The following is a 26,226-nucleotide window of genomic DNA, read 5'->3' on the forward strand; positions in this document are numbered from 1 at the left end:
GGAAGCACCCCGGACAACGCGAAAGCCCCTCAGGTCGATGACCTGAGGGGCTTTCGGCTGGTGGGGCACCGACGGAATGCGCTGGTCAGCGGCTATCCAGGAGCAGCCAAGATCATTTCCCGGGCAATGTTTGATCGTTTCCCACCGCGCAGACCACGCGGGTAGTCAGGCACCGGACCCGCTGTCGAGCGCCTCGTCGATCAGCGTCGACAGGCTCTTGGTGGCATTGGAGGTAAGGCGTCCTACCTTCTCCGCAAACGCCTCCCACGCGTCGGCGTTGTCGCCCAGGTCCCCCTGAAGCAGTCGGGCAACCTCTGAAGCCTGCGCCGTGCTTCCCAGCGCGATGGGGGCCGGCAGCTGCCGGAGGAGGTCCGCGTCCGCGAACCGGGATGCGGCGATCGCCTCGGCGACCTGCCGCTTGTGCGCCGCCGGCCCTTTGAGAGGCAGAAAGGCAGCCAGTTCGGCTCGCGGGTCCCCGCTCTCGGCCAGGACATCGTCCGAAGGCACCGCCGGACGCTCGGGCTCCTTACGGGAGGTCGGTGCACCGTGACGCTCGCTGCGGACCTTCCCGATGGCCTGAGCAACGACCTCTTCCGCTGCCTTCCGCACCTGCTCATCCGGGTGCAGGACGAAGCGAGCGGCGACTGCGGGACTGAGCAGGGGAGCGACGAGAGCCAGAGCAGCCGAGGGGAGCAATGGGTTCATGGCCAGGGCGTCGGCGGCCTTGGTCCGGCCAGCGGCCCATTCGGGATCGGGCCCCGAGCGGCGCTTCCAGGAGGGTGAGACGGCGGTCGACACGAGACTGGCGACATCGTCGAGCGCCTCGGGACTGGTGCACACGGCAGCAACCGGATCGAGGCGCGACCAGTCCCACGTCGATATGCCCTCCTCCCTCAAATCAGCCACGACCGCCGCGGTCAAGGCCGCCACCCGGGGGCGGAGAACGACTCCATGCAGGAAAAGCGCGCGGGGATGACGGCTGACGATTTTCGCGATCCGCTCGAGCTCCAACCATGCTCCCCAGCCCCCGAGGTCAGGGTCGGATTCAGGAGCATCGTCGGCGAACGCCGACTTCAGGCAAGCCCAAAGGGTTTCGTCGGCGAGCTCCTTTGCCCTGCTGAGCAGGAAGTTGACGATGAGGCGAGTGCTGTCGTGGTCCCTGCCGCGAGCGATGAGTTCCGGCCACAGCCCCTTGGCAGACTCGCCTGACAGGAGCACCCAGATGTCGTCGTGCCAGGCCTTGACCTTGGCCATGTATGCATCCTCTTCAGCTTTGCGCTGGGCATCGGAGGCTATGTCTTTCCCAAGGTCCTGGGGCTTGTCCCGAATGGCGGCGTCGATCAGCGCCGTACGCAGCTCGTGACCGAAGTAACCCCACGACTCCGCAACGCGACGAGCCGAGGCATGATCCAGCCTCTCGATGAGCAGCAACTGGGCCTCCTGGAGGTCCCATCGCGTCCGGGCGACCTCGATCAGGACGGTCTCGACGCCCAGCTTGTCGGCGGCGAGCAGCAGCATCTCCGTGGTCACCACGGGCGTGGCCAGCACGGCCTTGATCAGTTGCCGGTCGTAAGCCTTCCGAATCAGGTGAGCGCGGGTTTCCGCTGTCACATCCGCCCGGGTGAAGAAGCGAGTTGCCGTCTCGGTGCCACCCCGCTGAGCCACGAGCTCGGCCAGGACACGCTGCTGCGAGGGAGACAAAGAGGGAGCGTCGACCAGCGCTTCCCAAAGCGGTTCAAGAGCCATGAGCGGACGCTAGCGGACCACACTGACATCGAACGAGGGAACTCATGTCGTGATCTGCCGCGCCGCCGCTCCAGCGACCTCCTCGGCGCTGTACGTATTCAGCAGTTCGTTGAGCCGACACTCCAACTGGGCCTGGCGCGTTGACCGATCGCGAGCCAGTGCCTGTGCGATCGCCTGTTGCAGGTATTCCTCCGGAGTCTTCTGTTCAGCCGCTGCGTGACTTCGGATCCGGTCGTGGATCTCCTCGCTCATGGGGATGCTCATGAGGTACTTGCCGTCGGGTCCCGGAAACAGCGTGCAGAGCACGTCGATGGGAAGTACGTCCTCCAGCCGCTTCCAGATCTTCCGCATGGCCCGGCGTTCGTTCTTGGCTGGCACCAGGACCACGAGTCGTTTGCCGTCGCCGACGGCGGCCAGGGGTAGGGCACTCTCCTGCTGTGCGGCCCTGAGCTCGACGGCTTCGACGGACCGGGTCAGAGCGTTTTCGATGGCGTGCAAGGTCACTGCTCGTCCTCCTTCTGCGGGTTCGATCCAGGCGCCGGCACCAGCGGTCACTCCAGCGAGATCTCTCCGTCCGGCAGCCACCCCTCCCAGTAGCCGTCCATGAAGTCGAGCAGTTCAGCGGGCTCGACCCGTTCTCCGGACGACCGCAGTTCGGCCGTCGTCCACCACTGGGCTTCCGGGGCGAGCGCGAAGCGGACGGCCGACGGCCAGCTCTCTCCTGCGGGCCGCACCACGACGACGTACTGAACGCCCTGCGGTACGTCCCTGCGGGAGAGGCGGCCGATGAGCGGCTGAATGCGAAGCGCGGGGAGATGGGCAACGCGACGCAGATGTCTCATTGCCGCGCGGCGGACGGTCTCACCGGGGCGTATGGGGAACGTCGGCACGGTCCAGCAGTCGACTTCGCTGTCGGGCGCGGACGGGATCAGGAGGAGTCGGCGCTTCAAGGAATCGGTGAGGACAGGACGTACTACGTCGCGGCCGTCCGTGGGGGCATCGTCCATGCCTCCACCTTCCCTCAATGTTATTCGAATAGCATCTCCGGGAGTTCCAGCAGGGCGATGCGCGACGGGCCAGGATCCCGTAAGGAAAGAGCGCTCAGGGTCACCCACATCGGTGATCTGTTCGCGACTCGCAGTTCGCCGGAATGCGCCTGCCACAGGATGCGCCTCGTGAATACTGCGAAGAAGACAGCGCAGAAGCGTCGCCAGCCCCGCCGCACGCTGGCCCTGCCCGCGATCGAGCCGATACCCGGGGAGTCACTGACCAGTTGGATCGGCGCACTCGCCCGGCAACAGGAACTCGAGACGAAGGCGCTCCTGCGGGAACTTCATCTCGATCGGCTCGGGGGTCTCTCCGGGGCCGAGATGCGGATATCCGGCCCGGTGGTTCGACGGATGGAGGAACTCACCGGGATGGACGCCGAGCGCCTGCACGCGATGACCCTCGCGCGCTATGCCGGCAACGCGCTGCCGCATCTGCCGCCGTTCTCGTCCGACGGTGTGGCGGTCGAGCAATGGCACAAGGGGGCCTGGTTCCATCACTCACGGGCACGCTGGTGCCCGAAGTGCTTGCGCGGCAAAGACGGTCCGCGCTGGCTTCTGCGCTGGAAACTTCCCTGGTCGTTCGTGTGTGTGAACCACGGGGTGTACTTGGTGACCGAGTGCCAGGCCTGCTGGGACACCGTCCATTTCCGGCATGACGCCCCACCCGAGCGAGCCTGTGAGAACTGGACCGACGAGGGGGAGGGGAACTACGGCCTTGGAGAGCCGTGCGGTTTCCCGTTGGCCCTGGGCCAGCCGACGCCGGTGAGCGACGAGTCCGTTCTGACCCTGCAGACTCGCGTCCACACCTGGCTCGATGGGACGCCCTCGCACGAGGACAGAATGCTCGTGGCCCTGGCTTCGGTCCTGATCCCGCTCATGTCCCCGTCGATGCTGCGGCGCGGTGACCCTCTCCTGCGGTACGCGGTGCGCTCCCCCAGGGGCACCACCCAACGAAAGAGGGACGGGAGAAGGCCGTGGACCGACTCGCTTCGGGTGGCGGCTGCCGTTTGTGCCGCGGACTGGTTTCTGCGCCGTGGGCGTTCCGCCTCGGAGGTCGCCGACCGGGTCGCCGACCGGGTCGCCGACCTCCGGCTCCTCGATCACCGGCGTACGCCGTGGCGCATGGACGTGGCGGAGTTGGCTTACGGGCCCTCGCTTCGACCCAATCCCTTCGTCGAGCCGCTGGTGCACCGAGGGTTGATCGTTCTTGGCGGCTGGCTCTGAGATGCGCCAGGGGCGAAGCCGACGGATTCGACCCCGGCGGATCCCGGTGAACGAGACTCTCCGTGCTGGGCCGGGAAAGAGCCCTACCGGATTCCCGGGCTCGTCACAGAGCCATGGGCACTCATCCAGCACCACCTGTTCCTGCTAGTCCTCTACTCCTCGAATCACTCGGCTGCCGAGGACCACACCAGAACCTGTCGAAGATCCGCGGCGTAGCGGGCGAGGTCGAAGACACTCCCCGGCCATGAGGCGAGCCTACGCAGTCCTCTTCCCGAGTCCGTCCACAAAGGCCGCGAGCCGCCCCAGCGCCTCCGTGAGGCGGTCTGGGGGGACCGTGTACGAGATGCGGACGTGGTGCGGCGCCGCGAAGTCGGCGCCCGGGACGACCGCGACGTTGGCCTCTGTGAGGAGCAGTTCCGCGAAGTCCGCGGCGGAGGTGATGGTACGGCCCGCCAGCGTGCGGCCGTAGGTGCCGGAGACGTCGGCAAGGAGGAAGAAGGCGCCCTCCGGATTGCCGTCGACCTCGATGCCGGGAATGTCGGCGAGGGCCTTGATGGTGGTCCGGCGGCGCTCGTCCAGCTCCAGTCGCCGGCGTTCCAGCTCGGAGGTGAGGTCTGCGGTCAGGGCGCCGTGGGCTGCCTTCTGGGAGATGGAGGACGGGGCGGAGGCGGTGTGGCTCTGGATTGCCGTGATGGCTTGGGCCACAGGGGCGGGGGCGGCGACCCAGCCGATGCGCCAGCCGGTCATGGCGAAGGTCTTGGAGACGCCGCCGATGGTGAGGGTGCGCTGTGCGGCCTCGGGGCCGAGGGCGGCGACGGAGACGTGTTCGGCGGCGCCGAAGACCCAGTGGTCGCAGATCTCGTCGCTGATGATCGCCAGGTCGTGGTCGATGGCGACCTGGACGAGGGCGGCGAGCTCGGTCCGGTCGTAGACGACGCCGGAAGGGTTGGCCGGGTTGTTGAGCAGTATGACCCGGGTCCGGTCGGTGACCGCGGCTCGCAGCTGGTCCGCGGTCACCTTCAGTCCTGCGCCGGGGGCAGGTCGCACGGGCACCAGGGTGCCTCCGGCCAGGGCGGCGAGATGGGGGTAGCTGACCCAGTAAGGGGCCGGGATGAGGATCTCGTCGCCAGGTTCGACCAGGGTGGTGAAGGCGTAGTGGAGGGCCTGCTTGGCCCCGGCCGTGATGACCACCTGCCCCGGCTCGTACGTCGTTCCGTGCCGGTTGAGGAACTCCGCGACCGCCGCGCGCAGTTCGGGGATGCCCGCGGCGGGGGTGTACCGGGTGAAGTCCGCGGCTATCGCATCGAGGGCGGCCTGGCCCGCCGGTTCGACGGTCGGGAAGGCCGGCTCACCGCTCGTGAGGTTGATGACGTCCACCCCCTGGGCGATCAGCGCCTTTGCCTGGGCGTCCAGGGCGGCGGTCGCGGACGGCGGGACCTGCGCGGCCCGTCGGGCCAGACGGACGCGGCTGATCGCTTCGGGGGCGGGCGTTGCAGTGCTCACGGCGTTCCTCGGGGTGGGGTTCGGTGCGGGTGCGACGGGGTTCAGATGCGTGCGCCGTGAAGGGCGATCGCGGAGTTCTGGACGCGGCGGAACTTGTCGGAGCGGCTTACGGGATCGCTGACTTCAGCGCATCCGTCGCAGAAGCGGACGCGGGCGACGAACGCGTCGTTGCGGGCTTGGCGGAACTTGCGGATGGAGTGACGAATGGACGGCATGACATCCTCGATTCATAGATGAGCGTCTATGACTCATAGGATGACAGGATTCATAGATGCTCGTCAATGGATTTGGTGTCACGTCCCGACTCTCGGGCGGATCTGGACGGAGGGGGCTCCGATCGGCCAGATTGGGCGCATGATCGAGCCTGCACCCGCCGGGGTCCCCGCACCCTGCTGCCCTGAACCCATGACCGCCGCCGAAGCGGCCGATCTGGCAGCCGCGTTCAAGGCGCTGGCGGACCCGGTGCGGCTCAGAATCGCCAGCATCGTGGCCTGCTGCCCGGCCGGCGAGGTCTGCATGGGAGAGATCGCCGCGGAGTTCTCCGTCTCGGGGCCGACCATCAGCCATCACTTGCGGAAGCTTCGGGAGGCCGGGGTGCTGTCCTCCGAACGCAGGGCGACCGAGGTGTACTACCGGGTGCGCTCCGACCGACTGGACGCCCTGATCGGTCAGCTCTCCGCGATGAAGGCGATGCTCGGGCAGGGCTCCTGCGTCACCCCTGCCTGACCGCAGGAGAGCCGGTGCGCGCTCCCGCCCCCGAACATGGCTGCAGCCCGCCCCGGAGCAGGGGGCGGGCCGTTGCCGTCTGTTGCGTTGGCGCTCAGGCCGGGTGGATCAGAGCCACATCGGGGCGGTGTAGCCGAGGACGACCGCACCGGTGAAGAGGATGCCGACGACCAGGGCCACGACGCGCCAGCGGGCGATGAGGAGCATGCCGCTGATGGCGCCGACGCTGGTGCCCGCGCCGGTCATCAGGAAGGCGAGCGCCGGGCCGGGGCCCATTCCGCCCTTCATCAGGGTGGCGACGAGCGGCAGCGAGCCGTCGGAGTTCAGGTAGACCGGGATGCCGATGAGCGCGGCGAGCGGGACGGAGTACCAGTGGCCGCCGCCGAGGTACTCGGTCAGGTAGCGGGTCGGGATCGAGTTGATGATCAGGAAGCCCAGGGTCGCGAAGCCGAGGAAGTAGAGCGCGAGGCGCTTGCTGGTGACCATGAGCTCGTTGCCGAACTCGTCGAGCTTCCACCGCTTGACCAGACTGGTCTCGACCGGCGCGGGGGCCGGCGCCGGGGCGATGGGCCGGTTCAGCAGGGCCGTACGGGCCAGGCCGCCACCGCCGGAGCCGGCCGGGGTGCTGACGCCGCCGCCCGAGATGTCGTCGGCCTCGGCGTCACCGCCGGTGCAGCAGCTCTCTTCGGCCTTCTTCTCAGCCTCGGTGGAGGTCAGGCGGGCCTGGCCCTCGAGCCAGCCGGTCTTTTCGATGAGCCAGGTCACGAGGCCGGCGAAGAGGCCGATGACGATCGCCGCCACGAAGAAGGTCATGGCGAAGTTGGTGCCGAACAGGCCCGTGGAATAGACGAGCTCCTCCGGGCTGGTCAGTGGCGAAGCGACCATGAAGGTGATGACCGGGGCCCAGGGGACGCTCGTGGCGAGGGCGCCGAGGACGACCGCGGTGGTTCCGCAGGAGCAGAACGGCGTCAGTGTGGCCAGGACGACCGCCCCGATGACCGCCCAGAGCGTCTTGCGTCGCAGCCAGGAGGAGAGGCGCTCCGCTCCGACGTACACCGGGATGGCCGAGGCCACGACCACGCTGATCAGCAGGAAGGGCCAGTTCGCGGAGAGGGAGTGGCCGACGTCCGAGGCCGTGCGGCCCAGGACGTCGAGGACGGTGTCGAACACGGGGAGCTCCAACTCAACTCATAGACGGCTGTCGATGGGTTGAACTCTGCCCGACTCATAGATGACTGTCAATGCGTTTGGGGAACAATCCATAGATGACCGTCGTTGAATCAGGTATGCCTACGCCCATCTCGGAGCTCTGCTGCTCCCCCGTGCTCGCCGGCCCGCTCACCCCGGAGGCCGCCGATGACCTCGCCGCCGCGCTGAAGGTCGTCGCGGACGCCACCCGGCTGCGGCTGCTCGGGCTGATCCGCACCCAGTCGGGAGGCGAGGCCTGCACCTGCGACCTCACCGAGCCGCTGGGGCTGACCCAGCCGACCGTCACGCACCACCTCAAGGTGCTCTTCGAGGCCGGCTTCCTGGAGCGTGAGCGGCGTGGGCGTCAGACGTACTACCGGATCGCGCCGGGGAGCATGACCGTGCTGTGCCAGGCCCTGGACCCTTCGCCGGATCTTCTCCCCGCCTGACCCAACCCGTTTCAGCAAAGGGCTGGTTACCCTCGCGCCGCGCGCAGGTGACCGGCCTTTTGGCATGTTCAGGCATGAGGGTGCCGGGCGCGCTTCATGCCAGCAGTGATCTCTTCCGCACCCTGGGTGACCTCGGACAGACTCATGGACACCGGGAGGGCGACAAGCCCCCAGGACTACCGGCCACCAGGCCGCCGGTCGCCAAAAAAGCCACTGTCATTTCAAGGGGATAGCCATGTCTGTTTCGCGTACCTCGATGAGCCTTGCCGCCGCCGTCCTGGTGTCCGTGATCGGACTCGGCTCCGTCTCCGCGCTGGGCTCCTCGCCGCTCGGCTCCCGGGTCGGCGCCGGCTGGGACGTCGCCCCCGAGACCCTGGCCGGTGCCGGCTGGGACACCGCCCCCGAGACCCTGGCCGGTGCCGGCTGGGACACCGCCCCCGTGACCCTGGCCGGTGCCGGCTGGGACACCGCCCCGATCGACCCCTCCACCAACGGCGCGGGCTGGGACTGACCTCCTGCCCTCGTAGCCACGACCCGTTGACCCGGCTTGACGCCCAGAGCCACCACCCGAGGAGAAGAAGAGATGAGCACCACCTCCTGCTGCAGCGCCACCACTGAGGAGCCGGCCCCGGCGCTCGTGGTGCTGGAAGAGCCGACCGCCGGTTGCTGCTCGGCCCCCGAGGCCGCCGAGCAGGAGGAATCCTCCTGCTGCGGCGCGACGGAGGAGGCCGCACCCGCGAAGGCCGAGGAGTCCTCCGGCTGCTGCGGCCCGGCCGCGGACCCCGAGCCGGAGCCGGTCGAGGCCGCCACCGGATGCTGCGGTCCCGCCGAGCCCGAGCCCGTCTCCTGCTGCGGCAGCACCGAGCAGGAGGACCCGGCCGACGTACGGACCGGCCTGTCGCTCGACGACGCGGTCGCGGCCCTCGGCGGCAGCGTCCCGCAGGTCACCGACCCCGCGCCGTACGTCCTTCCGCACTGGCTCCGGGCCACCGAGGCCAGCCTCGAAGGCGCCAAGCCCTGGTACACCGTGGCCGACCGCGGCGAGGGCGAACTCGCCTTCCTGCCCGGCTTCCTCTTCGACGCCGCCCCGATCGTGGACGCCGACCCGCGCACCTACCTGGGCTGGCAGCCCAAGGACGGCGCCGTGGCCTGCTGCTCGGCCACCGCCTGCTGCGACACCACCAACGACACCGTCGAGGCGCTCGGCGCGGACGCCTTCTTCCCGGCGCTGCTGCTCGGCTCCCCGCTCGGCTACCGCTCCGAGGCCTCCGCCTCGGTCGAGGATCCGCTGCTGGTCGCCGACCTGATCGACCGCATCGTCCCGGCTGCCACCGAGGCGGGCGTACGGTCGATCGTCGCCCCCTGGCTGCACGACAGCCCGCACAGCGAAGTCCTCGCGCTCGCCCTTCAGGCGTACGGCGGTGACATCGCCTTCCACGGCGAGAACAACCTCCTGGATCTCCAGCACGACAGCTACGACGCCTACCTGGCCTCCCTCCCGGCCCGCAAGCGCCGCCGTGTGAAGGAGGACCGCGACCGGGCCGACGGCTCCGGCACCCGCATCGAGCGCAAGGACCGCGAGGAGCTGCGCCCGCTGGTCGGCCGGATCTCCGAACTCATCACCCAGAACCGCCAGAAGTACGGCGGCGGCGAGGACGAGGCGCACATCGGGGCTCTGCTCGGCGCGCTCGTCGAGGGCGGGGCCGACGTCCGCGCGTACCTGGTCCACAAGGACGAGCAGCTCGTCGCCGTCTCGGTGACCGTGCGCCAGGGCAAACGACTGTTCGTGAAGTGGGCAGGATTCGACTACGAGGCGCTCGGCGAACGCAGCGGCATCTACTTCGAGATCGTCCTGGACCGGCCACTGCGTGATGCCTACGCCGAAGGCGTCACGTCCATCGAAGCCGGCCCGGGTGCGGACGAGGCCAAGCGGCTGCGCGGCTTCAAGCCTCGCCAGATCCGCTCGGCGATCCTGGTCACCGACACCGACCTGCGTGCCGAGGTCGCCAGGCTGCACGCCGCCTTCGGGCAGTCCCGCCGCGAGGCGCTGGGCGCGACGACGGAAGAGGTGCCGGCCACGGCCATCGGCCGCCTGAAGGCCAAGCTGCTCGGCGGAAACGCCTACGAGCCGATCCAGCCTCTCCAGCCGGAGGGCGGCTGCTGCGGCTGACCCCTGGTCCACAACTCAACACCCCCCACAAGGCCCGGTGCGCGACTCGTCGCGCACCGGGCCTTGCTCGCGTTGCGGGAGGGGGTGCCGCGCGAGGGGGAGGGAGTCTCAGTCGGTCCAGCCGGCTTTCGACGCCAGGACGCCGGCCTCGAAGCGGCTGCGCGCACCAAGGCGGGCCATCATTTCCGACATCATGCGGCGGGCCGTGCGAAGGCCGATGCCGAGCTTCTTCGCCGCGATCTCGTCGGTGGCCCCCTGGGTGAGCTGGCGCAGCAGCTCACGCTCCTGCGCCGTGAGGCCGGCCTCGTCGCGGTCGCGGGTGCTGCCGATCGGGGCCGCACACTCCCACACCTGTTCGAACAGGGCGCCAAGGGCGGTGAGCACACCGGGGCCGGTCAGCTGGACCGCGCCCTTCTTGGTGTTGTTCGGGTCCACCGGCAGCAGGGCCACTTCGCGGTCGAACAGGACCATGCGCAGAGGCAGGGCCGGCACGGTACGGACCTCGCCGCCGTCGCTGTGGAGCCACTGGGCGTATTCGACCGTGGGGTTGTCGTTGCGGACGCTGTCCAAATAAACGGTCAGGACTCGTACGCCCCGGCGCATCAGGTCCTCGTCCAGCGGCCGGCTCGCATCCAGGCTCGCCGCGGACTGCGCGCCGCCAGGCATGAAGGACAGGCACTCACTGGTGGAGCGATGGGCGAGCTCTTCGAGGCGGGTCTGGATGGCGTCGATGCCCTGGAGGTACTCGACGCCGTGCCGCTCGCCCGTCCGGAGCTCGGAGTACTCGTCCAGGAGCTTGCTGATGGCCGCCTGGCTCTCGGCGAACTGCTGCTGCTGGGCGAGCAGATGAGCCTGCTGGCGCTGGAGCAGCAGCTGGAAACCGAGATCCGGGCTGACGGGTCTGAGTCCGCCGGGTGCCTGCATGGAGCGGCGCAGCAGGTTCAGTTCGGCCAGCCGGTCCAACGAGGACCGTACGGACTCCTCCGAGCAGCCCAGGTGGACTGCGATTTCCGCAACTCCCCAGTCCTGCTGGGTGAGCATCAGCCGGTAGACAGACTCGGCTTCGGCATCCAGTCCCAAACTTGCCAGCACAGCGACCCCCCGCTTGACGTCTTACATGTCGAGACGATCTGTTAACGCATCGGCGGGCGCCGATCTTTGCAGGTCAGGGGTCTGCGCGACAAGGCATGTTCACAGAGTGATCACAGGCGTGGGCACCTTTCGGGTCTTCGGGTGTCGCAGTTCAGGCCACTTTCAGGCAGGTGCCTGCCGGTCGCACTTCGTGCCAGGGGGGAACTCTTCCGCCCCCTGGAAATGGTCAGCAAAATAGTGATCACAGGGCGGCGGAGATCCTCGGACACGGAATCCGCAGCGCGTCGAGAACGCCCCCTGATCTGAGCGAAAACCTTCATTCCACCACACGGAGGACAGCCATGCCTGCTGCGCGGAAAGCCCTGCGCCTGATCAACAGAGCCGCCGCGGTCGCACTGGGCTTTTCCCCCGCCGGCGGGCACGGCTGCGGCCCCAAGTGCCGCCACACGGAGCTCTACAGTGCCGTCACCCAGGCTGAAGCCGACCAGCACGTGTGGTCCGTCCCAGGGCTCACCGCCCGGCCTGGAGGCCCCATGTTCATGGCCACCGCCACGCTCGTCGCCGCCAGGGAAGCCGAGGCCGCGAAGCTGGAATCGGCAGTGGTCACCGACATCGTGTGGGCTGCCGCAATGCCGGGCGACGACCTCGAACACGTCCACGCGAAGACGACTTCCGGACGCATCGATCTGACGTTCTTTCACCAGACCAGCAGCCCCGACAGCGCATTGTCCGCGGCGGCCGAGATTTGCCGACGCGCACTCAATTCCAGTCCCACATTGGCCAATTGGCGAATTTCCGCCGCCCCTCAGCTTCCCGATGCCCTGCCCGGCTCGGGCGCCGCATTCGCGTGACGCAGATCACACACCATCACCAGGAGTCCCACCCATGAGCGGTATCAACGACCCGCGGCTGAAGGCCGAGCAGCTCACCGTCGAGACCATCGACTCGATCGACCACGAGGTGAAGGTCCTCGGATCCAAGTCCTACACCAACCGCCAGATCGCGATCGCGGCTCTGGCCGCCCTCGACGGCAAGACCGGTGTGATCGACGGCGCCCTCGTCTCCGACGACACCATCTACTTCGCCGACGCCGTGGCCTCCTTCGGGCACGTCAGCGTCGAGATCGACCACGACAACCACCGCTTCACCCTCACTCCGACCGGCAAGCCGATGGTCGCCCCCGAGGACGACATCTTCGTCGGTGGCGCGGGCACCCCGCTGCGCTTCCTGATCTCCTTGGCGGGACTCGCCGAGGGCGTCACCACCATCACCGGCAACACCCGTATGCAGGAGCGCCCCTTCGGTGACCTGCTCGCGGCCCTGCCGGGCCTGGGCGTCGAGGCGGTCGCGGTCCGCGGCAACGGCTCTCCGCCGATCCAGGTCACCGGCGGCAACTTCGTCGGCGGCAGGACGAAGATCTCCGGCGCCATCTCCTCCCAGTACACGTCCTCGATCCTGATCAGCTCCGTTCGTGCCCAGCAGGACACCGAGATCGAGATCGTCGACGAACTGGTCTCCAAGCCGTACGTCGAGATGACCCTGGCCACCCTCGCCGAACACGGCATCACCGTCGAGCGCGACGGCTACCGCCGCTTCAAGATCGCGGCCGGCCAGTCCTTCAAGGGCGGCCACGCCGTCGTCGAGCCCGACGCCTCCGGCCTGTCCTACTTCATCGCCGCCGCCGCGATCCTCGGCGGCCGGGTCACCATCCCCGGCATCGGCTCCACCTCCCACCAGGGGGACGTCGGCCTCGCCGAGGTCCTGGGCCGGATGGGCGCCCACGTCGAGATCGCCGAGAACTCGATCACGGTCAAGGGCGGCGACCTGCGCGGCATCGAGGTCGACATGGACGCCATGCCCGACGTCGTCCCGTCCCTCGCCGCGGTCGCCGCCTTCGCCAAGGGCAAGACCCACATCACCAACATCGCCAGCCTGCGCGTCAAGGAGTGCGACCGCATCGCGGCCGTCACCACCGAGCTCCGCAAGATGGGTATCACCGTCGACGAGTACGACGACGCCATGACCATCCACGGCGGCACCCCGCACGGCGCGGTCATCGACACCTACGACGACCACCGCATCGCCATGACCTTCGCGATCATCGGCCTGCGCACCCCCGGCGTCGTCATCAACGACCCCGGCTGCGTCGCCAAGTCCTTCCCGGCCTTCTGGAACACCCTGGACACCCTGCGGTGACCGGCTCCGACACCTCCGCCGGAACCCCCGGGATCCTGCTCGTCCTCGACGGCTGGGGCCACGCCGCCCCCGGGCCCGGCAACGCGCTCACCGACGCCCACACCCCCGTCCTCGACGCCATCGCCGCCAAGCACCCCTCCACCTTCGTGGAAGCGTCGGGCGAGCACGTCGGCCTGCTCCCCGGCACCGTCGGGAACTCCGAGATCGGCCACATGGTCATCGGCGCCGGCCGGCCGCTCGACTACGACAGCGTCCTGGTCCAGCGGCAGATCGACTCCGGTCTGCTGCGGGACAACCCGCGCCTGACCGAAGCCCTCGACCGGCTCGCCGCCGACAGCGGTGCCCTGCACCTCATCGGCCAGGTCTCCGACGGGATGATCCACGCCCACGTCGACCACCTCCACGAGCTCCTGTCCATCGCGGCGTCCCGCGGTGTGAAGCGCGTGTGGGTGCATGCCATCACCGACGGCCGCGACGTCGCCGACCGCACCGCCGGCCACTACCTGGGCCGGGTCGAGGAGTTCTTCGCCGCCACCGGCACGGGTGCCCTGGCCACCGTCTCCGGTCGCGGCTACGGCCTCGACAAGAGCGGCGACCTGGAACTGACCGCCAAGGTCAGCGAGGCCATCACCGACGGCAAGGGCGCGACCGCCCGCGACTACCAGCAGGTCCTGGCCGGCGCGCAGAACGGGGACGTATGGGTCACCCCGACCGTCCTCACCGACGCCGACGGTGAGCCGCTCGCCACCGTCCACGACGGCGACACGATCCTTTTCACCAACTTCCGCAGCGACCGCATCCAGCAGCTCGCGGACGATCTCGTCCAGATCCTCACCGACACGGACGTCGACATCCTGTCCCTGACCCAGTACGACACCCAGGCGGCCATCCCCGCCCTGGTCGGACGGGCCGACGCCTCGGGCGGTCTGGCCGACGCGCTCGAAACGCACGGCCTGCGCTCCGTACGCATCGCGGAACAGGAGAAGTTCGAGCACGTCACCTACTACATCAACGGCCGCGACGACCGGGCCCGCGAAGTCGAGGAGCACATCCGCATCACCGCGGACACCGCCCCCGACTACGTCACCCGGCCCGAGATGAACCTCGCCCGGGTCACCGAAGCCGTCACCGCCGCCGCCCGGCGTGACGACGTGGCCCTGGTGATCGCCAACCTCGCCAACATCGACGTCGTCGGCCACACCGGCGACCACGACGCCACCGTCAAGGCCGCCGAACACACCGACCACGAGGTCGAAAAGATCCTGACCGCCGCCGCGGCAACAGGCCGCTGGGTCCTCCTCGTCGGCGACCACGGCAACGCCGAACGCATGTCCAAGCCCGGCCCCGACGGCACCCCGCTCCCGTACGGCGGTCACACGACCAACCCGGTGCCGGCGGTCGTGGTCGCGGCCCCCGGGCAGCTCCTTCCCGAGCACCTCGCCGACGGCGGCAGCCTCGCCGACATCGCACCCACCGTCCTGCACCTGCTGGGCCGCCCGAGCAGCCCAGCCATGACCGGCCGGAGTCTCCTGTGACCGCAGCCCAGCTGATCACACCCACCACCCCCGGGGGCGCCGCCTTCGCCTCCGTCTTCACCACCGAGGCCGCGCTGCGCGACCTGGACCTCGGTCCGGCTCTCAAGGCCGACATTCGCACCAACACGGCCGGCACCGTCCACGTGCTGAGCGTCCACAACACCACCGACGAGATCCAGGAGTTCCAGCCCGAGGCCCTGCTCCCGCAGACCGACGGCCCGCTTCTGTTCCTCGGAGGCGGCTCGACCACCGAGGAGCGCGACGGCCGACTCGTCGCCCACCTCGCGCCCCACGGCTTCGTCCAGCTCGGACGGATCCTCGACAGCCCGCAGGAGCACGTATGACCACCGCCCTCGGACCCCGGCCGCGCATCGCACTGATCGGTGACCACGGCAAGTCCCCCGCCCACGCCCGGCTCGACAGCTTCCGGCACGAGCTCGACGTGGACACCGAGTGGGTCCCCACCGAAACCGTCACCGGCCCCGAGTCCCTCGAAGGCTTCGACGGCATCTGGGTGGTGCCCGGCTCCCCGTACGAGAACAAGGACGGCGTGCTGTCAGCCGTCCGGCACGCCCGGGAGAACGACATCCCCTACCTGGGCACCTGCGGCGGCTTCCAGCACGCGCTGATCGAGTACGCCCGCACGGTCGTCGGACTCACCGACGCCGACGACGTGCAGTACGACCCGGAGGCTCCGACCCCACTGATCGTGCCGCTCACCTGCTGCCTGGCGGGCGAGCAGGCACCGCTGCTGCTCACGGCGGGCAGCCGGCTGGCCGCCGTCTACGGCAACGCGGAGCTGACCACCGAGACGTACCACTGCAAGTACGGCCTCAACGCCGAGTTCGTCGAGCGCCTCACGGACGCGGGCGTGCTGTTCAGCGGCTGGGACACCGAGGGCGCCCCGCGTGCCGCCGAGGTCCCCGGCCACCCGTTCTTCATCGGCACGCTCTTCCAGCCGGAGCTGGTCTCCGGCCCCGGCAACGTCCATGTGCTGATCAAGGCGTTCGCGGCCGAGGTGGCCGCCCGCGCAGCCGTCAGCGCCTGACACTCCTACCGCACCCCGGGCGGGTCATGTCTCCACCATGACCCGCCCGGGGTTCTGCGTTCCCCCGGCTGTCTCCTCATCGCCCCAGATCAGGGCATGGAGCAGGGCGCGCCGCTCGGGCCTGACCGCGTACCAGGCCCACGTACCGAGCTTCCTCCGGTTCACCAGGCCGGCGTCCACAAGGGTCTTCATGTGCTGGCTGACGGTGGACTGGGCCAGTCCCAGGAGCAGCGTCAGATCGCATACGCACGCCTCACCGTCCGGGGCCGCGAGCAAGACGCTGAGGATCTGCAGCCGTGTCGGGTCGGCTATGCCCTTCAGGTTCTTCGCGAGCACCTCCGCCCGTTTCCTGGGCAGTGGATCCACTTCAAGGGGCGGCCCGCAGGACGGATCCTCGTCGATGAAGGACAGGAGGCCTGAGGAGCGGCCGGTCGCCTGATCTGCGGACATGCGATTCACCCTACGGTCGCGGGTGCGGTGTCCGGCATTGCGGATGATCCTATTCAGCCATTATTCGCCTGCCGTTCAACTAGGCCCGGACCACGCTCCGGACGCCCTGCCAGGCAGGTGGGTGCCGCACGCGGTTGATGCCACCCACAACCTCTTCTGCCGCGGCTTCCCGCCGAGCAGACTCTTGATCGCCAGGGTTGTTCACCCGCCCTCGACTCTCACTCAACCCACTGTCTATTAGCAAAGGCACCGCCATGTCTGTCATCACCACTGAGCCCCATCAGACGCCGTCACTCCGCATCGGAAAGCGGAAGCAGCTCGGCCTCGCCGCTTCCGCCGCGCTGCTCCTCGCAACCGCGCTGACGGGCTGCGCGGGTTCCGCCAAGGCCGACTCGGCCGCGCTGCAGGCCAGCGGATCGACCACCGTCGCCCCCGTCGCGTCCGACGCCGCCGAGGCTCTCAAGTCCAAGGGTCTGAACATCACGGTGGCCACCCAGGGCGGTTCGGCCGGCGGCATCTCCCAGCTCGGCTCGAAGCAGATCACGATGGCACTGAGCTCCAAGCCCCTGTCGGACGAGGACCGCAAGGCCTACCCCGACACCGACTTCGTCCCGACGCAGATCGGCGCGGACGCGGTCGGCGTCATCATCACCAAGGAGGTCGCCGACGCCGGCGTCAAGAGCCTCTCCAAGGAGCAGGTCAAGGGCCTGTTCGAGGGGAAGATCACCAACTGGTCGCAGGTGGGCGGCCCGGACCTGAAGGTCTTCGTCTACGACAAGGAGCCCGGCCGCGGCACCCGCGAGGTGCTCGACAAGTTCGTCTACGGCGAGGAGAAGGCCCCGCCGCCGCCGAAGTCCGACAACTACGCCATCGTCGGCGGCAACACGGAGACCCTCAACAAGCTGGAGTCCACCCGGGGTTCCATCGGCCCGCTGTCGACCGGCTTCATCGCGGGCCATGACGACCTGGTGGCCGTGGCCCTGGACGGCGTCGCTCCCACCCTCGAGAACGTGAAGTCCTCCAAGTACCCGATGACCCGACCGCTGTTCATGATCACTGATGGCCGGCCGAAGGGCTCCGTCAAGCAGTACATCGACTACGTCCTCTCGGCGGAAGGCCAGAAGCTGCTGCCCAAGCACGGCTACCTGAGCCGCAAGCAGATGGGGATGTGACCGTGAGTCTCACTCTGGAGCGCCCTTCCCAGGCGCCCGGATCTGCCACGCCGCGGCCGCCCGTCCGGGGCGGCCGCCCCGGGCGGGCGAGATGGGTCTGGGGATGGGTCCACACCGGGATGTTCTCGGTGGCCCTCATCCTGACGGTGCTGATCGGATACCTGGCCACCGGCATCGCGAGCGGCGACGTCGACTGGTCCGACCTGGTCACCAACCCGACGTGGAGCCCGGTGAACGGCACCTTCGGTGCCCTGGCCATGATCTACGGTTCGGCCGTCGTGTGTGTCCTCGCGCTGCTGCTGGCCGTCCCGGTCGGCTGGGCGGCGGCCGTCGCACTGACGGAATACCTGCCTCCCCGCCTCGCCAAGCCCCTGAGGCTGAGCGTCGAGCTCTTGGCCGCAGTCCCCTCCATCGTCTACGGCCTCGTCGGCGTCATGGTCGTCCGCCCGTTCGTCGCCGCGCTGGGTGACGTGCCGGGCGGCGACAGTCTGCTCGCCGCGGGCATCGTGCTCGCCGTAATGATCATGCCGACGATCGTGGCCGTGAGCGTGGACGCCCTCGCCGCCGTCCCCGGCCGCTATCGGGAGGCCGCCTACTCCCTCGGCCTGACGCGCCGTGAGGTCGTACGGTCGGCCGTGCTGCCCCAGGCACGGCCGGGGATGCGCGCCGGTGTCCTGCTCGGTCTCGCCCGGGCCCTCGGCGAGGCGATCGCGGTCTTCCTGGTCGTGGGACGGGCCGACGGAAGACTTCCGGAGTCGCTCGGGGACTTCTTCTCCTCCCTGGTGCACCCCGGTCAGACCCTGACCACCAAACTCGCGGGCCCCGAGCCGATGCTCGCGGGAACCTCCGGCCCCTACTTCGCGGCGCTGTGCGGTCTGGGCATCATCCTGCTCGCCCTGGTGGCCGCGGCCACGGTGTGGGGCACCCGAGGGACATCGAGCCGTGCCGCCAAGCGCGGGCTGCGCGCCCACCGGGCCACCGCGTGGCTGCGCATTCCGCGGGACCGGCTCGCGACGCTGCTGCGACTGGGAGCCCTGCTCCTGCCGGGAACACTCCTCGTCGGGATGCTCGCCATCCTCGTGACACGGGGCAGCTCCGCGCTCAACCCGGCCTTCTGGTTCTCCTCCGCCACCGGTGCGGCCAGTGGCGGTGTGAGCGGCCAGATCCTCGGGACACTCCTGCTGATCGCCACCACGGCCCTGATCGCGCTGCCCCTCGGCTACGGCGCGGGCATCCTGATCGGCGCCCACGCCTCCGCGAGGACAGCGCGTGTGCTGGAGACCGTCACGGTGGCCATCGGCGGAACACCGACCATCCTGCTGGGCCTGGCCGGATACGTCCTCTTCTCCATGACCATGGGATGGGGCCGGTCCTGGCTGGCCGGGGCCATCGTCCTGGTCCCCGTGGTCGTACCGGTCATCGCGCTGACCACCGCGGGCCGCATCCGCGGCATGCCGAGCGAACTCACCGAGAGCGCCCTGGCACTCGGCCTGACCCGGGCGCAGTACATCCGCTCCGTGGTCATCCCCTACACCTGGCCGGCCACCCTCACCGGTCTGCTGCTCGGTCTGGCCCGGGCAGCGGGCGAGACGGCCCCCCTGATCTTCACCGCCACGGTGTTCTTCGGAGCGCCCGCCCTGCCGACCGGGATCGTCGACTCCCCTGTGCAGGCGCTGCCGACCCACATCTTCACCCTGTCCCAGGACTCGAACGCCCCGGAGGCGATCAACCAGGCATGGGGCAGCGCACTGGTCCTGGTTCTGATCACCGCAGTACTTCTCAGCCTGGCGGTGGCACTGCGCAACCGCTTCGAAGGAGCACGATGGACAACGTGATAGCCGTCCGCGACCTGCGGGTTCTCGACGGCAAGAAGACTCTCGTGGGCCCGGTCACCTTCGAGCTGACAGCCGGATCGACCACCGGCCTGTGCGGCCCCTCCGGCGCCGGCAAGTCCACGGTGCTGCGCGCCCTGGTCGACCTGCTGCCCCACGGCCTCACCCGCGACGGCCATGTGGAGGTCCAGGGGCGGACCATCCGCCGCGGCAAGGGGGACGCCGGCTTGCGGAGCACGGTCGTCCTGGTGCCGCAGACACCCGTGGTCTTCGGCGGCAGCATCCTGGACAACGCGCTCTTCGGCCTCCGGCACCTGGTGCGTGCTTCCCGAGCGGACATGCGCGACCGTGTGGAGCAGGCGCTGCGGGAGGCGAGTCTGTGGAACGAGGTCCGCGACCGGCTGGACACCCCGGCACAGACTCTTTCGAACGGCCAGCGCCAGCGGTTGTGCCTGGCCCGCGCCCTGGCCCTGGAACCGGCGGCCCTCCTGCTGGACGAACCCACCAGTGCCCTGGACGAGCGGAGCCGGGACACGGTCGAGGAGTCGGTGGCCGCCCTTCGCGGCAACCGCACGGTCCTCCTCGTCTCACACGATCCGGCGCAGGTGGAACGGCTCTGTGACCGCACGGTACGTCTGGAGCTGCCGGAAACCCTGGCGCTCTCCTCGGCAGCCGTCTGAGCACGGGGCGCGAAGAGCCGCAGCAAATATCGGGAACCGGGCCCGGTCCGTCGTGTCGCAATCACGACGGACCGGGCCCGGCGTCTGTTTCAGCCCGCCGCTACAAGCTCGGGTTCGCCGGCCGGCGCAGCGTCGCCGAGGGCCGCGAGGTACCGCTCGGCGTCCAGGGCGGCGGCGCAGCCGGAGCCGGCCGCGGTGATGGCCTGGCGGTAGATGTGGTCCACCACGTCGCCGGCGCCGAAGACGCCGGGGATGTTGGTGCGGGTGGTGGGGGCCTGGGTCTTGAGGTAGCCCTCGTCGTCCAGTTCGAGCTGGTCGGCGAAGAGTTCCGTACGGGGGTCGTGGCCGATGGCGACGAACAGGCCCGTCGCGTCGAGGTCGCGTGTCTCGCCGGTCAGGACGTCGCGCAGGACCAGGCCGGAGAGCATGCCGTCGGTCTCCTTGATCTCGGCGACCTCGCTGTCGAAGGCGAAGGAGATCTTCTCGTCGGCGAAGGCCCGGTCCTGCATGGTCTTGGAGGCGCGCAGGGCGGAGCGGCGGTGGACGATGGTGACCGAGCGGGCGAAGCGGGTGAGGAAGGTGGCCTCTTCCATGGCGGTGTCGCCGCCGCCGACCACGACGATGTCGCGGTCGCGGAAGAAGAACCCGTCGCAGGTGGCGCACCAGGAGACTCCGCGGCCGGAGAGCGTGTCCTCGTTCGGCAGGCCGAGCTTGCGGTAGCCGGAGCCGGTCGCGATGATCACGGCCCTCGCGCGGTGGACGGTGCCCTCGGAGTCGGTCAGCAGCTTGATGTCACCGCTGAGGTCGACGGAGACGATGTCGTCATCGATCATCTCGGCGCCGAACTTCTCCGCCTGGGCCCGCATGTTGTCCATCAGGTCCGGGCCGTCGATGCCGCTGGGGAAGCCGGGGAAGTTCTCGACCTCGGTGGTCGTGGTGAGCGAGCCGCCGACGAATATGGAGCTGCCGAACAGCAGCGGCTTCAGCTGTGCGCGGGCGGTGTAGAGAGCCGCGGTGTAGCCGGCCGGGCCGGAGCCGATGATGATGACCTCGCGCACGTCCTGGGCGCCTGTCGGGTTGGTCGTCATGATGTGGTCAGCTCTCCTGCTTCTTCGCGTCGATCTCGGCGATGAGGCCCTCGATCAGGCCCTTGATCTCGTCCCGGATGGGGCGTACGGCCTCCACGCCCTGGCCGGCCGGGTCCTCCAGCTGCCAGTCCAGGTAGGTCTTGCCGGGGAAGTACGGGCAGGCGTCCCCGCAGCCCATGGTGATGATGTAGTCGGAGGCCTGGGCGGCCTCGGTGGTGAGGACCTTCGGCTTCTGGTCGGAGATGTCGATCCCCAGCTCGGCCATCGCGGCGACGGCGGAGGGGTTGATCCGGTCTCCGGGCACCGAGCCGGCGGAGCGGACCTCGACCCGGTCGCCCGCGAGGTGGCGCAGGAATCCGGCGGCCATCTGCGATCGGCCTGCGTTGTGGATGCAGACGAACAGCACGGATGCGAGCGGGGTGGAGGACATCGTCTCTTCCTTCAATCCAGTGACTCAGCCCGGACTGGTATCAGCCCCGAGTGATGTGAGAGTATCAGCACATGATGATGTCAGTCGACACTGATCTGTTTCGGGTTCTGGCCGACCCGCTCAGGCTCCAGATCGTGACCCTCCTGGCCAAGGAGACGCTGTGCGCCACCCACCTCGTGGAGGAGACGGGAGCCAAGCAGACGAACCTCTCGAACCATCTGAAGGTGCTGCGCGAGGCGGGGGTCGTGGAGACGGAGCCGTGCGGCAGGTTCGTGTACTACCGCGTGCGCCCTGAGGTCATCGAAGCCATCGCCGGTCAGTTCGCCGACCTCGCTCGGACCGCGCGTGCCACCGCCGAAGCGAACCTCAAGCGGGCCTGTCCGTAGCCCGGAGTCGCTCTTTTGCCTCACCTGCCCGAGGAGAACCTGTCTTGACCGCCACCGAGCCCTTCGGCACCGCCCCCGCAGCGGAGACCGTCATAGCCGCCGACGCGCCCCAGCCCGCACCCGGCGCGACCCCGCCCCGCACCCCGCTCACCGCCCGGGCCGCCGCCGAGCTGGTCGGCACCGCCGCGCTCGTGGCGGTCGTGGTCGGCTCCGGCATCCAGGCCACCGAGCTCACCCAGGACGTGGCCCTCCAGCTCCTGGCCAACTCCACCGCCACGGTCTTCGGCCTCGGCGTCCTGATCGCCCTCCTCGGCCCGGTCTCCGGCGCCCACTTCAACCCGGCCGTCACCCTGGCCGAGTGGTGGACCGCCCGCCGCGGCGGCGCGGGCGTCACCGCCCGCGAGCTCGCCGTGTACGTGCCCTCCCAGATCGTCGGCGCCATCGCGGGCGCCGTCCTGGCGGACGCGATGTTCGGCGAGCCGCTCGTGAAGTGGTCCACCCACGACCGCTCCGCCGGCCACCTCCTCCTCGGTGAGGTCGTCGCCACCGCCGGCCTGATCCTGCTGATCTTCGGCCTGGCCCGTACCGACCGCCTCCGCTTCGCCCCCGTAGCCGTCGCCTCGTACATCGGCGCCGCCTACTGGTTCACCTCCTCCACCTCCTTCGCCAACCCGGCGGTGACGATCGGCCGCGCCTTCACGGACACGTTCGCGGGCATCGCCCCGGCCTCCGTGCCCGCCTTCATCGGCATGCAGCTGATCGGTGCCGCGGTGGGCCTGGCCCTGGTGGCGGTCATCTTCATGCGCGGCAGGACCGACAGCAGGCAGTCCGCCGCATGACGCGGCACGCGGATGTGGTGGTGGTCGGCGGCGGGCAGGCCGGGCTCGCCGCCGGCTACTACCTGCGCCGGGCGGGCATCGACTTCACCGTCCTCGACGCCCAGGCCACCCCGGGCGGAGCCTGGCAGCACGCCTGGGACTCGCTGCACCTGTTCTCCCCGGCCGCCTATTCCTCCCTGCCCGGCCGGCTCATGCCGGTGCAGGCGGGCAAGACGTTCCCGGACGTGTCCCACGTACTGGATTACCTCGCCGACTACGAGAAACGGTACGAACTCCCGATCCAGCGGGGTGTCCGCGTCGAGGCCGTCCATGACCAGGCACCTCTCCTGCGCGTCCAGACGGACTCCGGCGCCTTCACGGCCCGCGCCGTGATCAGCGCGACCGGTACCTGGTGGCGTCCCTTCCTGCCGGCCGTTCCCGGCCGCGAGCACTTCCAGGGCCGCCAGCGCCACACGGTGGACTACCGCAGCCCTCGGGACTACGCGGGACAGCGTGTCATCGTGGTGGGAGGCGGCAACTCCGGTGCCCAGATCGCCGCCGACCTCGCCCCGCACGCCACCGTCCGCTGGGTCACCCAGCGCCCGGCCCGCTATCTCCCGGACGAGATCGACGGGAGCGCCCTCTTCGAACTCGCCACCCGGCGTGTCCAGTCCGGCGGACCCCGCATCTCGGACCTCGGCGACATCGTCGCCGTCCCGCCCGTACGTGCCGCCCGCGACGCCGGCCTCATCCCGGACCACCGGATGTTCGACAGCCTGACGGCCGACGGAGCCCGCTGGGCCGACGGCGGTATCTGGCCCTGCGACGCGATCATCTGGTGCACGGGCTTCCGCCCCACTCTCTCGCACCTGTCGCCCCTGGGCCTGCGCGCCGAGGGCGGCCGCATCCCCACCGAGGGCACCCGCGCCGCAGCCGACCCCCGGATCCACCTCCTCGGCTACGGCGACTGGACCGGCCCCGCCTCCGCCACCCTCATCGGCGTCGGCCGCACAGCCCGCGGAGCCGTCCGCGAGATCGCCGAACTCCTCGGCGCCTGAAACCGCCCCGGGCGGGAATCACCGCAGTGGACAGGTGCGAATGATGAACGAGATGGCGATGGACCGGCAGGCGGTGTCCGCGGACTACGAACGCGCCCGGCATACCTTCCACGACCTGCTCGACGCCGCCACGGAAGCCGACCTCGCCCGCCCCACCCGCGGTACCCGGTGGACCAACGAGCAACTGCTGTGGCACATGCTCTTCGGCTACATGGTCGTCCGGGTGCTGCTGGTCCTCGCCCGAGTCTTCGGGCGGCTGCCCCGCAGCACCAGCAGGGTCTTCGCCCGTGCGCTGAATGCTGCGACGGTCCCGTTCCACTGGGTCAACTACGTCGGCCCGTGCGGGGCGGTGAAGGTCTTCGGGCCACGCCGGACGGGCGCCGCGTTCGACCGGGTCATCGACTCCCTGCACCGCCGGCTCGCGGTGGAATCCGATGCCGACCTGGCCCGCGGCATGCACTACCCCGTCCGCTGGGACCCGTTCTTCCAGGACTTCATGACGCTCGCCGACCTCTACAGCTACCCGACCCGGCACTTCGACTTCCACCGCCGCCAGCTCACCCTGAACGGCGAGCTCAGCTGATCCGCGGGCTCCGGCGCTCGAGCAGGACCACGTCGCGCCACACGCCGTGGTGGCGGCCGATGCGCTCACGGATACCGATGACACGGAAGCCGACCCGCTCGTGGACGGCGAGGCTCGCGACGTTCTCGGGGAAGACCCCGGACTGGATCGTCCAGATCCCCGCTGCTTCGGTGGAGGCGATCAGCGCGTGCAGAAGCGCCTTGGCGACGCCTTGTCCGCGGGCGCCGGGGTGGACGTAGACGGAGTGTTCGACCACGCCTGCGTACGCGCAGCGGTCGGAGACCTTGGTGGCCGCCACCCAGCCGAGGACCTTGCCCGACTCGTCGAGTGCGGCGAAACGGTGGTCCGAGAGTTTGGCCGCATCGAAGTCCGCCCAGGTGGGGGCCGTGGTCTCGAAGGTGGCGTTTCCCTCGTCGATGCCCGCCTGGTAGATCGCGAGGACCTCTTCGGCGTGCACCTCGCCGAGAGGCGTGATCGCCGCGCTCACGCGGCACCCGCGCGGGTCAGGAGCTGTCCCATGGCGGCGAGCACGGACGGCTCGACCCGGTAGTAGACCCAGGTGCCGCGCCTCTCGGAGCTGAGCAGACCGGCCTCCTTGAGCTTCTTGAGGTGGTGGGAGACGGTCGGCTGCGAGACGCCGACGTCGGAGATGTCGCACACGCAGGCCTCGCCGCCCTCGTGGGAGGCGACAAGCGAGAACAGCCGCAGCCGTACGGGATCGCCGAGCGCCTTGAACATCACGGCACTCCGCTCGGCCTCGTCGGCCGTCAGCGGGCGTTCGGTCAGTGGCGGACAGCAGGGGGCCACGGCCTCCGGCTCCAGCAGTGGCAGCACCTTCACAGTGGACATGTATCCATCATGCAGCGAGATTCGACAGATGTCTATATTGACGAATGTCGATCCGTGGTCCACTCTGGTGGCATCGAGACATCGACGTCCATCAAATCAATGGGAGTCTGCCGTGACCACACACACCGAAGCTCTGCCCGTCGTCGTGATCGGCGCCGGACCTGCCGGCCTCGCTGCGGCTTCACACCTGGTCGAGCGCGGCATCGCACCTCTGGTCCTGGAGGCCGGGCCCGCCGCCGGCAGCGCGGTGCGCGAGTGGGGTCACGTACGACTCTTCTCCACTTGGTCCGAGCTCGTCGACCCGGCCGCCGAGAAGCTCCTCGCCCCCACCGGCTGGACCACCCCCGACGGCTCGACCTACCCCTCCGGGGCGGACTGGGCCGAGAAGTACCTCCAGCCGCTCGCCGACGTCCTGGGCGACAAGGTTCGCTACGGCGCCCAGGTCACCGGCGTCTCCCGCCTCGGCCGCGACCGCATCGTCGACGCCGACCGCGAGCGGCAGCCCTTCACCATCAGCATCCTCAACGCCGACGGCACGGAGCAGCGGATCACCGCCCGCGCCGTCATCGACGCCTCCGGCACCTGGTCCACCCCCAGCCCCATCGGCGGCGACGGCCTGCCCGCGCTCGGTGAGAAGACGGCGACCGCCCGGATCTCCTACCGGATCCCCGACCTCAAGGACCCGGCCGTCCGCGCCCGGTACGCGGGCAGGCGCACCGCGGTCATCGGCTCCGGCGCCTCCGCCTTCACCGCCCTCGCCTACCTGGCCGACCTCGCCGAGGAGACCCCCGACACCCACACCGTATGGATCCTGCGGCGTGGTATCAGCGGCTCCACCTTCGGCGGCGGCACCGCCGACCAGCTCCCCGCCCGCGGTGCCCTGGGCCTCGCCGCGAAGGCCGCCGTCGACGACGGCCACGCCGACGCGGTCACCGGCTTCCGCACCGACGCCGT

The 26,226-nt window shown here is 69.5% G+C and carries 30 protein-coding genes; 18 read left to right on the forward strand and 12 right to left on the reverse strand.

Annotated features, from left to right (window positions below; all coding sequences use genetic code 11):
* Positions 1-165 precede the first annotated feature (165 nt).
* Genes ACFW6B_RS22720 through ACFW6B_RS22730 form a run of 3 tightly spaced genes read right to left on the reverse strand, consistent with a single transcriptional unit; the run spans position 166 to position 2,753 of the window.
* The gene (locus ACFW6B_RS22720; RefSeq protein ID WP_386598331.1) at positions 166-1,746 is read right to left on the reverse strand and encodes a hypothetical protein; all 1,581 of its coding nucleotides are present in this window, start codon (positions 1,744-1,746) and stop codon (positions 166-168) included.
* 42 nt (positions 1,747-1,788) lie between these two features.
* Positions 1,789-2,250: a hypothetical protein gene (locus tag ACFW6B_RS22725; RefSeq protein WP_386598332.1), complete on the reverse strand. Its 462-nt coding sequence runs from the start codon at positions 2,248-2,250 to the stop codon at positions 1,789-1,791.
* 47 nt (positions 2,251-2,297) lie between these two features.
* Positions 2,298-2,753 (reverse strand): hypothetical protein, encoded by a 456-nt coding sequence (locus ACFW6B_RS22730; RefSeq protein ID WP_386598333.1) that lies wholly within the window; start codon positions 2,751-2,753, stop codon positions 2,298-2,300.
* 168 nt (positions 2,754-2,921) lie between these two features.
* Here ACFW6B_RS22730 and ACFW6B_RS22735 point away from each other — a divergent pair, with 168 nt between their 5' ends.
* A complete protein-coding gene (locus ACFW6B_RS22735; RefSeq protein ID WP_386598334.1) occupies positions 2,922-4,019 on the forward strand; it encodes a TniQ family protein in 1,098 nt (365 codons plus the stop codon).
* A gap of 255 nt (positions 4,020-4,274) precedes the next feature.
* Here ACFW6B_RS22735 and ACFW6B_RS22740 read toward each other — a convergent pair whose 3' ends face one another.
* Positions 4,275-5,522: a pyridoxal phosphate-dependent aminotransferase gene (locus ACFW6B_RS22740; protein WP_386598335.1), complete on the reverse strand. Its 1,248-nt coding sequence runs from the start codon at positions 5,520-5,522 to the stop codon at positions 4,275-4,277.
* 41 nt (positions 5,523-5,563) lie between these two features.
* Positions 5,564-5,737 (reverse strand): hypothetical protein, encoded by a 174-nt coding sequence (locus tag ACFW6B_RS22745; RefSeq protein WP_386598336.1) that lies wholly within the window; start codon positions 5,735-5,737, stop codon positions 5,564-5,566.
* 190 nt (positions 5,738-5,927) lie between these two features.
* Here ACFW6B_RS22745 and ACFW6B_RS22750 point away from each other — a divergent pair, with 190 nt between their 5' ends.
* On the forward strand, positions 5,928-6,248 hold the full coding sequence (locus ACFW6B_RS22750; RefSeq protein WP_386598337.1) for a metalloregulator ArsR/SmtB family transcription factor: 321 nt from the start codon (positions 5,928-5,930) through the stop codon (positions 6,246-6,248).
* A 108-nt stretch (positions 6,249-6,356) separates the two neighbouring features.
* Here ACFW6B_RS22750 and ACFW6B_RS22755 read toward each other — a convergent pair whose 3' ends face one another.
* Positions 6,357-7,418 (reverse strand): permease, encoded by a 1,062-nt coding sequence (locus ACFW6B_RS22755; protein ID WP_386598339.1) that lies wholly within the window; start codon positions 7,416-7,418, stop codon positions 6,357-6,359.
* A 95-nt stretch (positions 7,419-7,513) separates the two neighbouring features.
* On the opposite strand from ACFW6B_RS22755, the gene ACFW6B_RS22760 reads away from it, so the two are divergent.
* From ACFW6B_RS22760 to ACFW6B_RS22770, 3 genes are all read left to right on the forward strand, one after another.
* Positions 7,514-7,885: a metalloregulator ArsR/SmtB family transcription factor gene (locus ACFW6B_RS22760; RefSeq protein ID WP_328449961.1), complete on the forward strand. Its 372-nt coding sequence runs from the start codon at positions 7,514-7,516 to the stop codon at positions 7,883-7,885.
* Between the two features lie 235 nt (positions 7,886-8,120).
* Positions 8,121-8,396: a hypothetical protein gene (locus ACFW6B_RS22765; RefSeq protein WP_386598340.1), complete on the forward strand. Its 276-nt coding sequence runs from the start codon at positions 8,121-8,123 to the stop codon at positions 8,394-8,396.
* 72 nt (positions 8,397-8,468) lie between these two features.
* Positions 8,469-10,055 (forward strand): GNAT family N-acetyltransferase, encoded by a 1,587-nt coding sequence (locus tag ACFW6B_RS22770; protein WP_386598341.1) that lies wholly within the window; start codon positions 8,469-8,471, stop codon positions 10,053-10,055.
* A gap of 108 nt (positions 10,056-10,163) precedes the next feature.
* On the opposite strand, the gene ACFW6B_RS22775 is transcribed toward ACFW6B_RS22770, so the two are convergent.
* Positions 10,164-11,135 carry a LuxR C-terminal-related transcriptional regulator gene (locus tag ACFW6B_RS22775; protein ID WP_386598342.1) on the reverse strand — a complete coding sequence of 324 codons (972 nt, stop codon included), beginning with the start codon at positions 11,133-11,135 and terminating at the stop codon, positions 10,164-10,166.
* Between the two features lie 545 nt (positions 11,136-11,680).
* Here ACFW6B_RS22775 and ACFW6B_RS22780 point away from each other — a divergent pair.
* From ACFW6B_RS22780 to ACFW6B_RS22800, 5 genes are read left to right on the forward strand one after another with little or no spacing between them, the layout of a single operon-like run.
* Positions 11,681-11,998, forward strand: coding sequence for a hypothetical protein (locus ACFW6B_RS22780; RefSeq protein ID WP_386598343.1), 318 nt, complete (start codon positions 11,681-11,683; stop codon positions 11,996-11,998).
* A 34-nt stretch (positions 11,999-12,032) separates the two neighbouring features.
* Positions 12,033-13,343, forward strand: a complete 1,311-nt coding sequence (gene aroA / locus ACFW6B_RS22785; protein WP_386598344.1) for a 3-phosphoshikimate 1-carboxyvinyltransferase — start codon at positions 12,033-12,035, stop codon at positions 13,341-13,343.
* Positions 13,340-14,878 carry a 2,3-bisphosphoglycerate-independent phosphoglycerate mutase gene (gene gpmI / locus ACFW6B_RS22790; RefSeq protein ID WP_386598345.1) on the forward strand — a complete coding sequence of 513 codons (1,539 nt, stop codon included), beginning with the start codon at positions 13,340-13,342 and terminating at the stop codon, positions 14,876-14,878. Before aroA ends, gpmI begins: the two co-directional genes overlap by 4 nt.
* Positions 14,875-15,222 (forward strand): hypothetical protein, encoded by a 348-nt coding sequence (locus ACFW6B_RS22795; protein ID WP_386598346.1) that lies wholly within the window; start codon positions 14,875-14,877, stop codon positions 15,220-15,222. Before gpmI ends, ACFW6B_RS22795 begins: the two co-directional genes overlap by 4 nt.
* Positions 15,219-15,926 carry a hypothetical protein gene (locus ACFW6B_RS22800; protein ID WP_386598347.1) on the forward strand — a complete coding sequence of 236 codons (708 nt, stop codon included), beginning with the start codon at positions 15,219-15,221 and terminating at the stop codon, positions 15,924-15,926. The genes ACFW6B_RS22795 and ACFW6B_RS22800 overlap by 4 nt, the downstream gene beginning before the upstream one ends.
* A 24-nt stretch (positions 15,927-15,950) precedes the next feature.
* On the opposite strand, the gene ACFW6B_RS22805 is transcribed toward ACFW6B_RS22800, so the two are convergent.
* Entirely contained in the window at positions 15,951-16,376 is a 426-nt protein-coding gene (locus ACFW6B_RS22805) for an ArsR/SmtB family transcription factor (protein WP_386598348.1), read from the reverse strand.
* A gap of 254 nt (positions 16,377-16,630) precedes the next feature.
* Here ACFW6B_RS22805 and ACFW6B_RS22810 point away from each other — a divergent pair, with 254 nt between their 5' ends.
* The 3 genes from ACFW6B_RS22810 to ACFW6B_RS22820 all read left to right on the forward strand — a co-directional run bounded on the left by ACFW6B_RS22810 (position 16,631) and on the right by ACFW6B_RS22820 (position 20,060).
* Positions 16,631-17,548, forward strand: coding sequence for a phosphate ABC transporter substrate-binding protein (locus ACFW6B_RS22810; RefSeq protein ID WP_386598349.1), 918 nt, complete (start codon positions 16,631-16,633; stop codon positions 17,546-17,548).
* A gap of 119 nt (positions 17,549-17,667) precedes the next feature.
* Entirely contained in the window at positions 17,668-19,383 is a 1,716-nt protein-coding gene (gene pstC / locus ACFW6B_RS22815; protein ID WP_386598350.1) for a phosphate ABC transporter permease subunit PstC, read from the forward strand.
* Positions 19,371-20,060, forward strand: coding sequence for an ATP-binding cassette domain-containing protein (locus ACFW6B_RS22820; protein ID WP_386598351.1), 690 nt, complete (start codon positions 19,371-19,373; stop codon positions 20,058-20,060). Before pstC ends, ACFW6B_RS22820 begins: the two co-directional genes overlap by 13 nt.
* An 89-nt stretch (positions 20,061-20,149) precedes the next feature.
* Here the strand turns inward: ACFW6B_RS22820 and trxB are convergent, their stop codons facing one another.
* The gene (trxB, locus tag ACFW6B_RS22825; protein ID WP_386598352.1) at positions 20,150-21,148 is read right to left on the reverse strand and encodes a thioredoxin-disulfide reductase; all 999 of its coding nucleotides are present in this window, start codon (positions 21,146-21,148) and stop codon (positions 20,150-20,152) included.
* A gap of 7 nt (positions 21,149-21,155) precedes the next feature.
* A complete protein-coding gene (locus ACFW6B_RS22830; protein WP_386598353.1) occupies positions 21,156-21,578 on the reverse strand; it encodes an arsenate reductase ArsC in 423 nt (140 codons plus the stop codon).
* Between the two features lie 71 nt (positions 21,579-21,649).
* Between ACFW6B_RS22830 and ACFW6B_RS22835 the strand changes: the two genes are divergently transcribed.
* The 4 genes from ACFW6B_RS22835 to ACFW6B_RS22850 are packed head-to-tail and all read left to right on the forward strand — an operon-like array spanning position 21,650 to position 24,423.
* Positions 21,650-21,964, forward strand: coding sequence for an ArsR/SmtB family transcription factor (locus ACFW6B_RS22835; protein WP_386598354.1), 315 nt, complete (start codon positions 21,650-21,652; stop codon positions 21,962-21,964).
* 44 nt (positions 21,965-22,008) lie between these two features.
* Positions 22,009-22,803: an aquaporin gene (locus ACFW6B_RS22840; RefSeq protein WP_386598355.1), complete on the forward strand. Its 795-nt coding sequence runs from the start codon at positions 22,009-22,011 to the stop codon at positions 22,801-22,803.
* Entirely contained in the window at positions 22,800-23,840 is a 1,041-nt protein-coding gene (locus ACFW6B_RS22845) for an ArsO family NAD(P)H-dependent flavin-containing monooxygenase (RefSeq protein WP_386598356.1), read from the forward strand. Before ACFW6B_RS22840 ends, ACFW6B_RS22845 begins: the two co-directional genes overlap by 4 nt.
* A gap of 40 nt (positions 23,841-23,880) precedes the next feature.
* Positions 23,881-24,423, forward strand: a complete 543-nt coding sequence (locus ACFW6B_RS22850) for a DinB family protein (RefSeq protein ID WP_386598357.1) — start codon at positions 23,881-23,883, stop codon at positions 24,421-24,423.
* Here the strand turns inward: ACFW6B_RS22850 and ACFW6B_RS22855 are convergent.
* Both ACFW6B_RS22855 and ACFW6B_RS22860 read right to left on the reverse strand, forming a co-directional pair.
* On the reverse strand, positions 24,416-24,910 hold the full coding sequence (locus ACFW6B_RS22855; protein ID WP_386598358.1) for a GNAT family N-acetyltransferase: 495 nt from the start codon (positions 24,908-24,910) through the stop codon (positions 24,416-24,418). The genes ACFW6B_RS22850 and ACFW6B_RS22855 overlap by 8 nt on opposite strands.
* Positions 24,907-25,272 (reverse strand): ArsR/SmtB family transcription factor, encoded by a 366-nt coding sequence (locus ACFW6B_RS22860; protein ID WP_386598359.1) that lies wholly within the window; start codon positions 25,270-25,272, stop codon positions 24,907-24,909. Before ACFW6B_RS22860 ends, ACFW6B_RS22855 begins: the two co-directional genes overlap by 4 nt.
* 112 nt (positions 25,273-25,384) lie before the next feature.
* Between ACFW6B_RS22860 and ACFW6B_RS22865 the strand changes: the two genes are divergently transcribed.
* On the forward strand, positions 25,385-26,226 hold an 842-nt coding region (locus ACFW6B_RS22865; RefSeq protein ID WP_386598360.1), incomplete at its 3' end, for an NAD(P)-binding domain-containing protein.

The organism is Streptomyces sp. NPDC058751 (assembly GCF_042746485.1).
Taxonomy (GTDB): domain Bacteria; phylum Actinomycetota; class Actinomycetes; order Streptomycetales; family Streptomycetaceae; genus Streptomyces.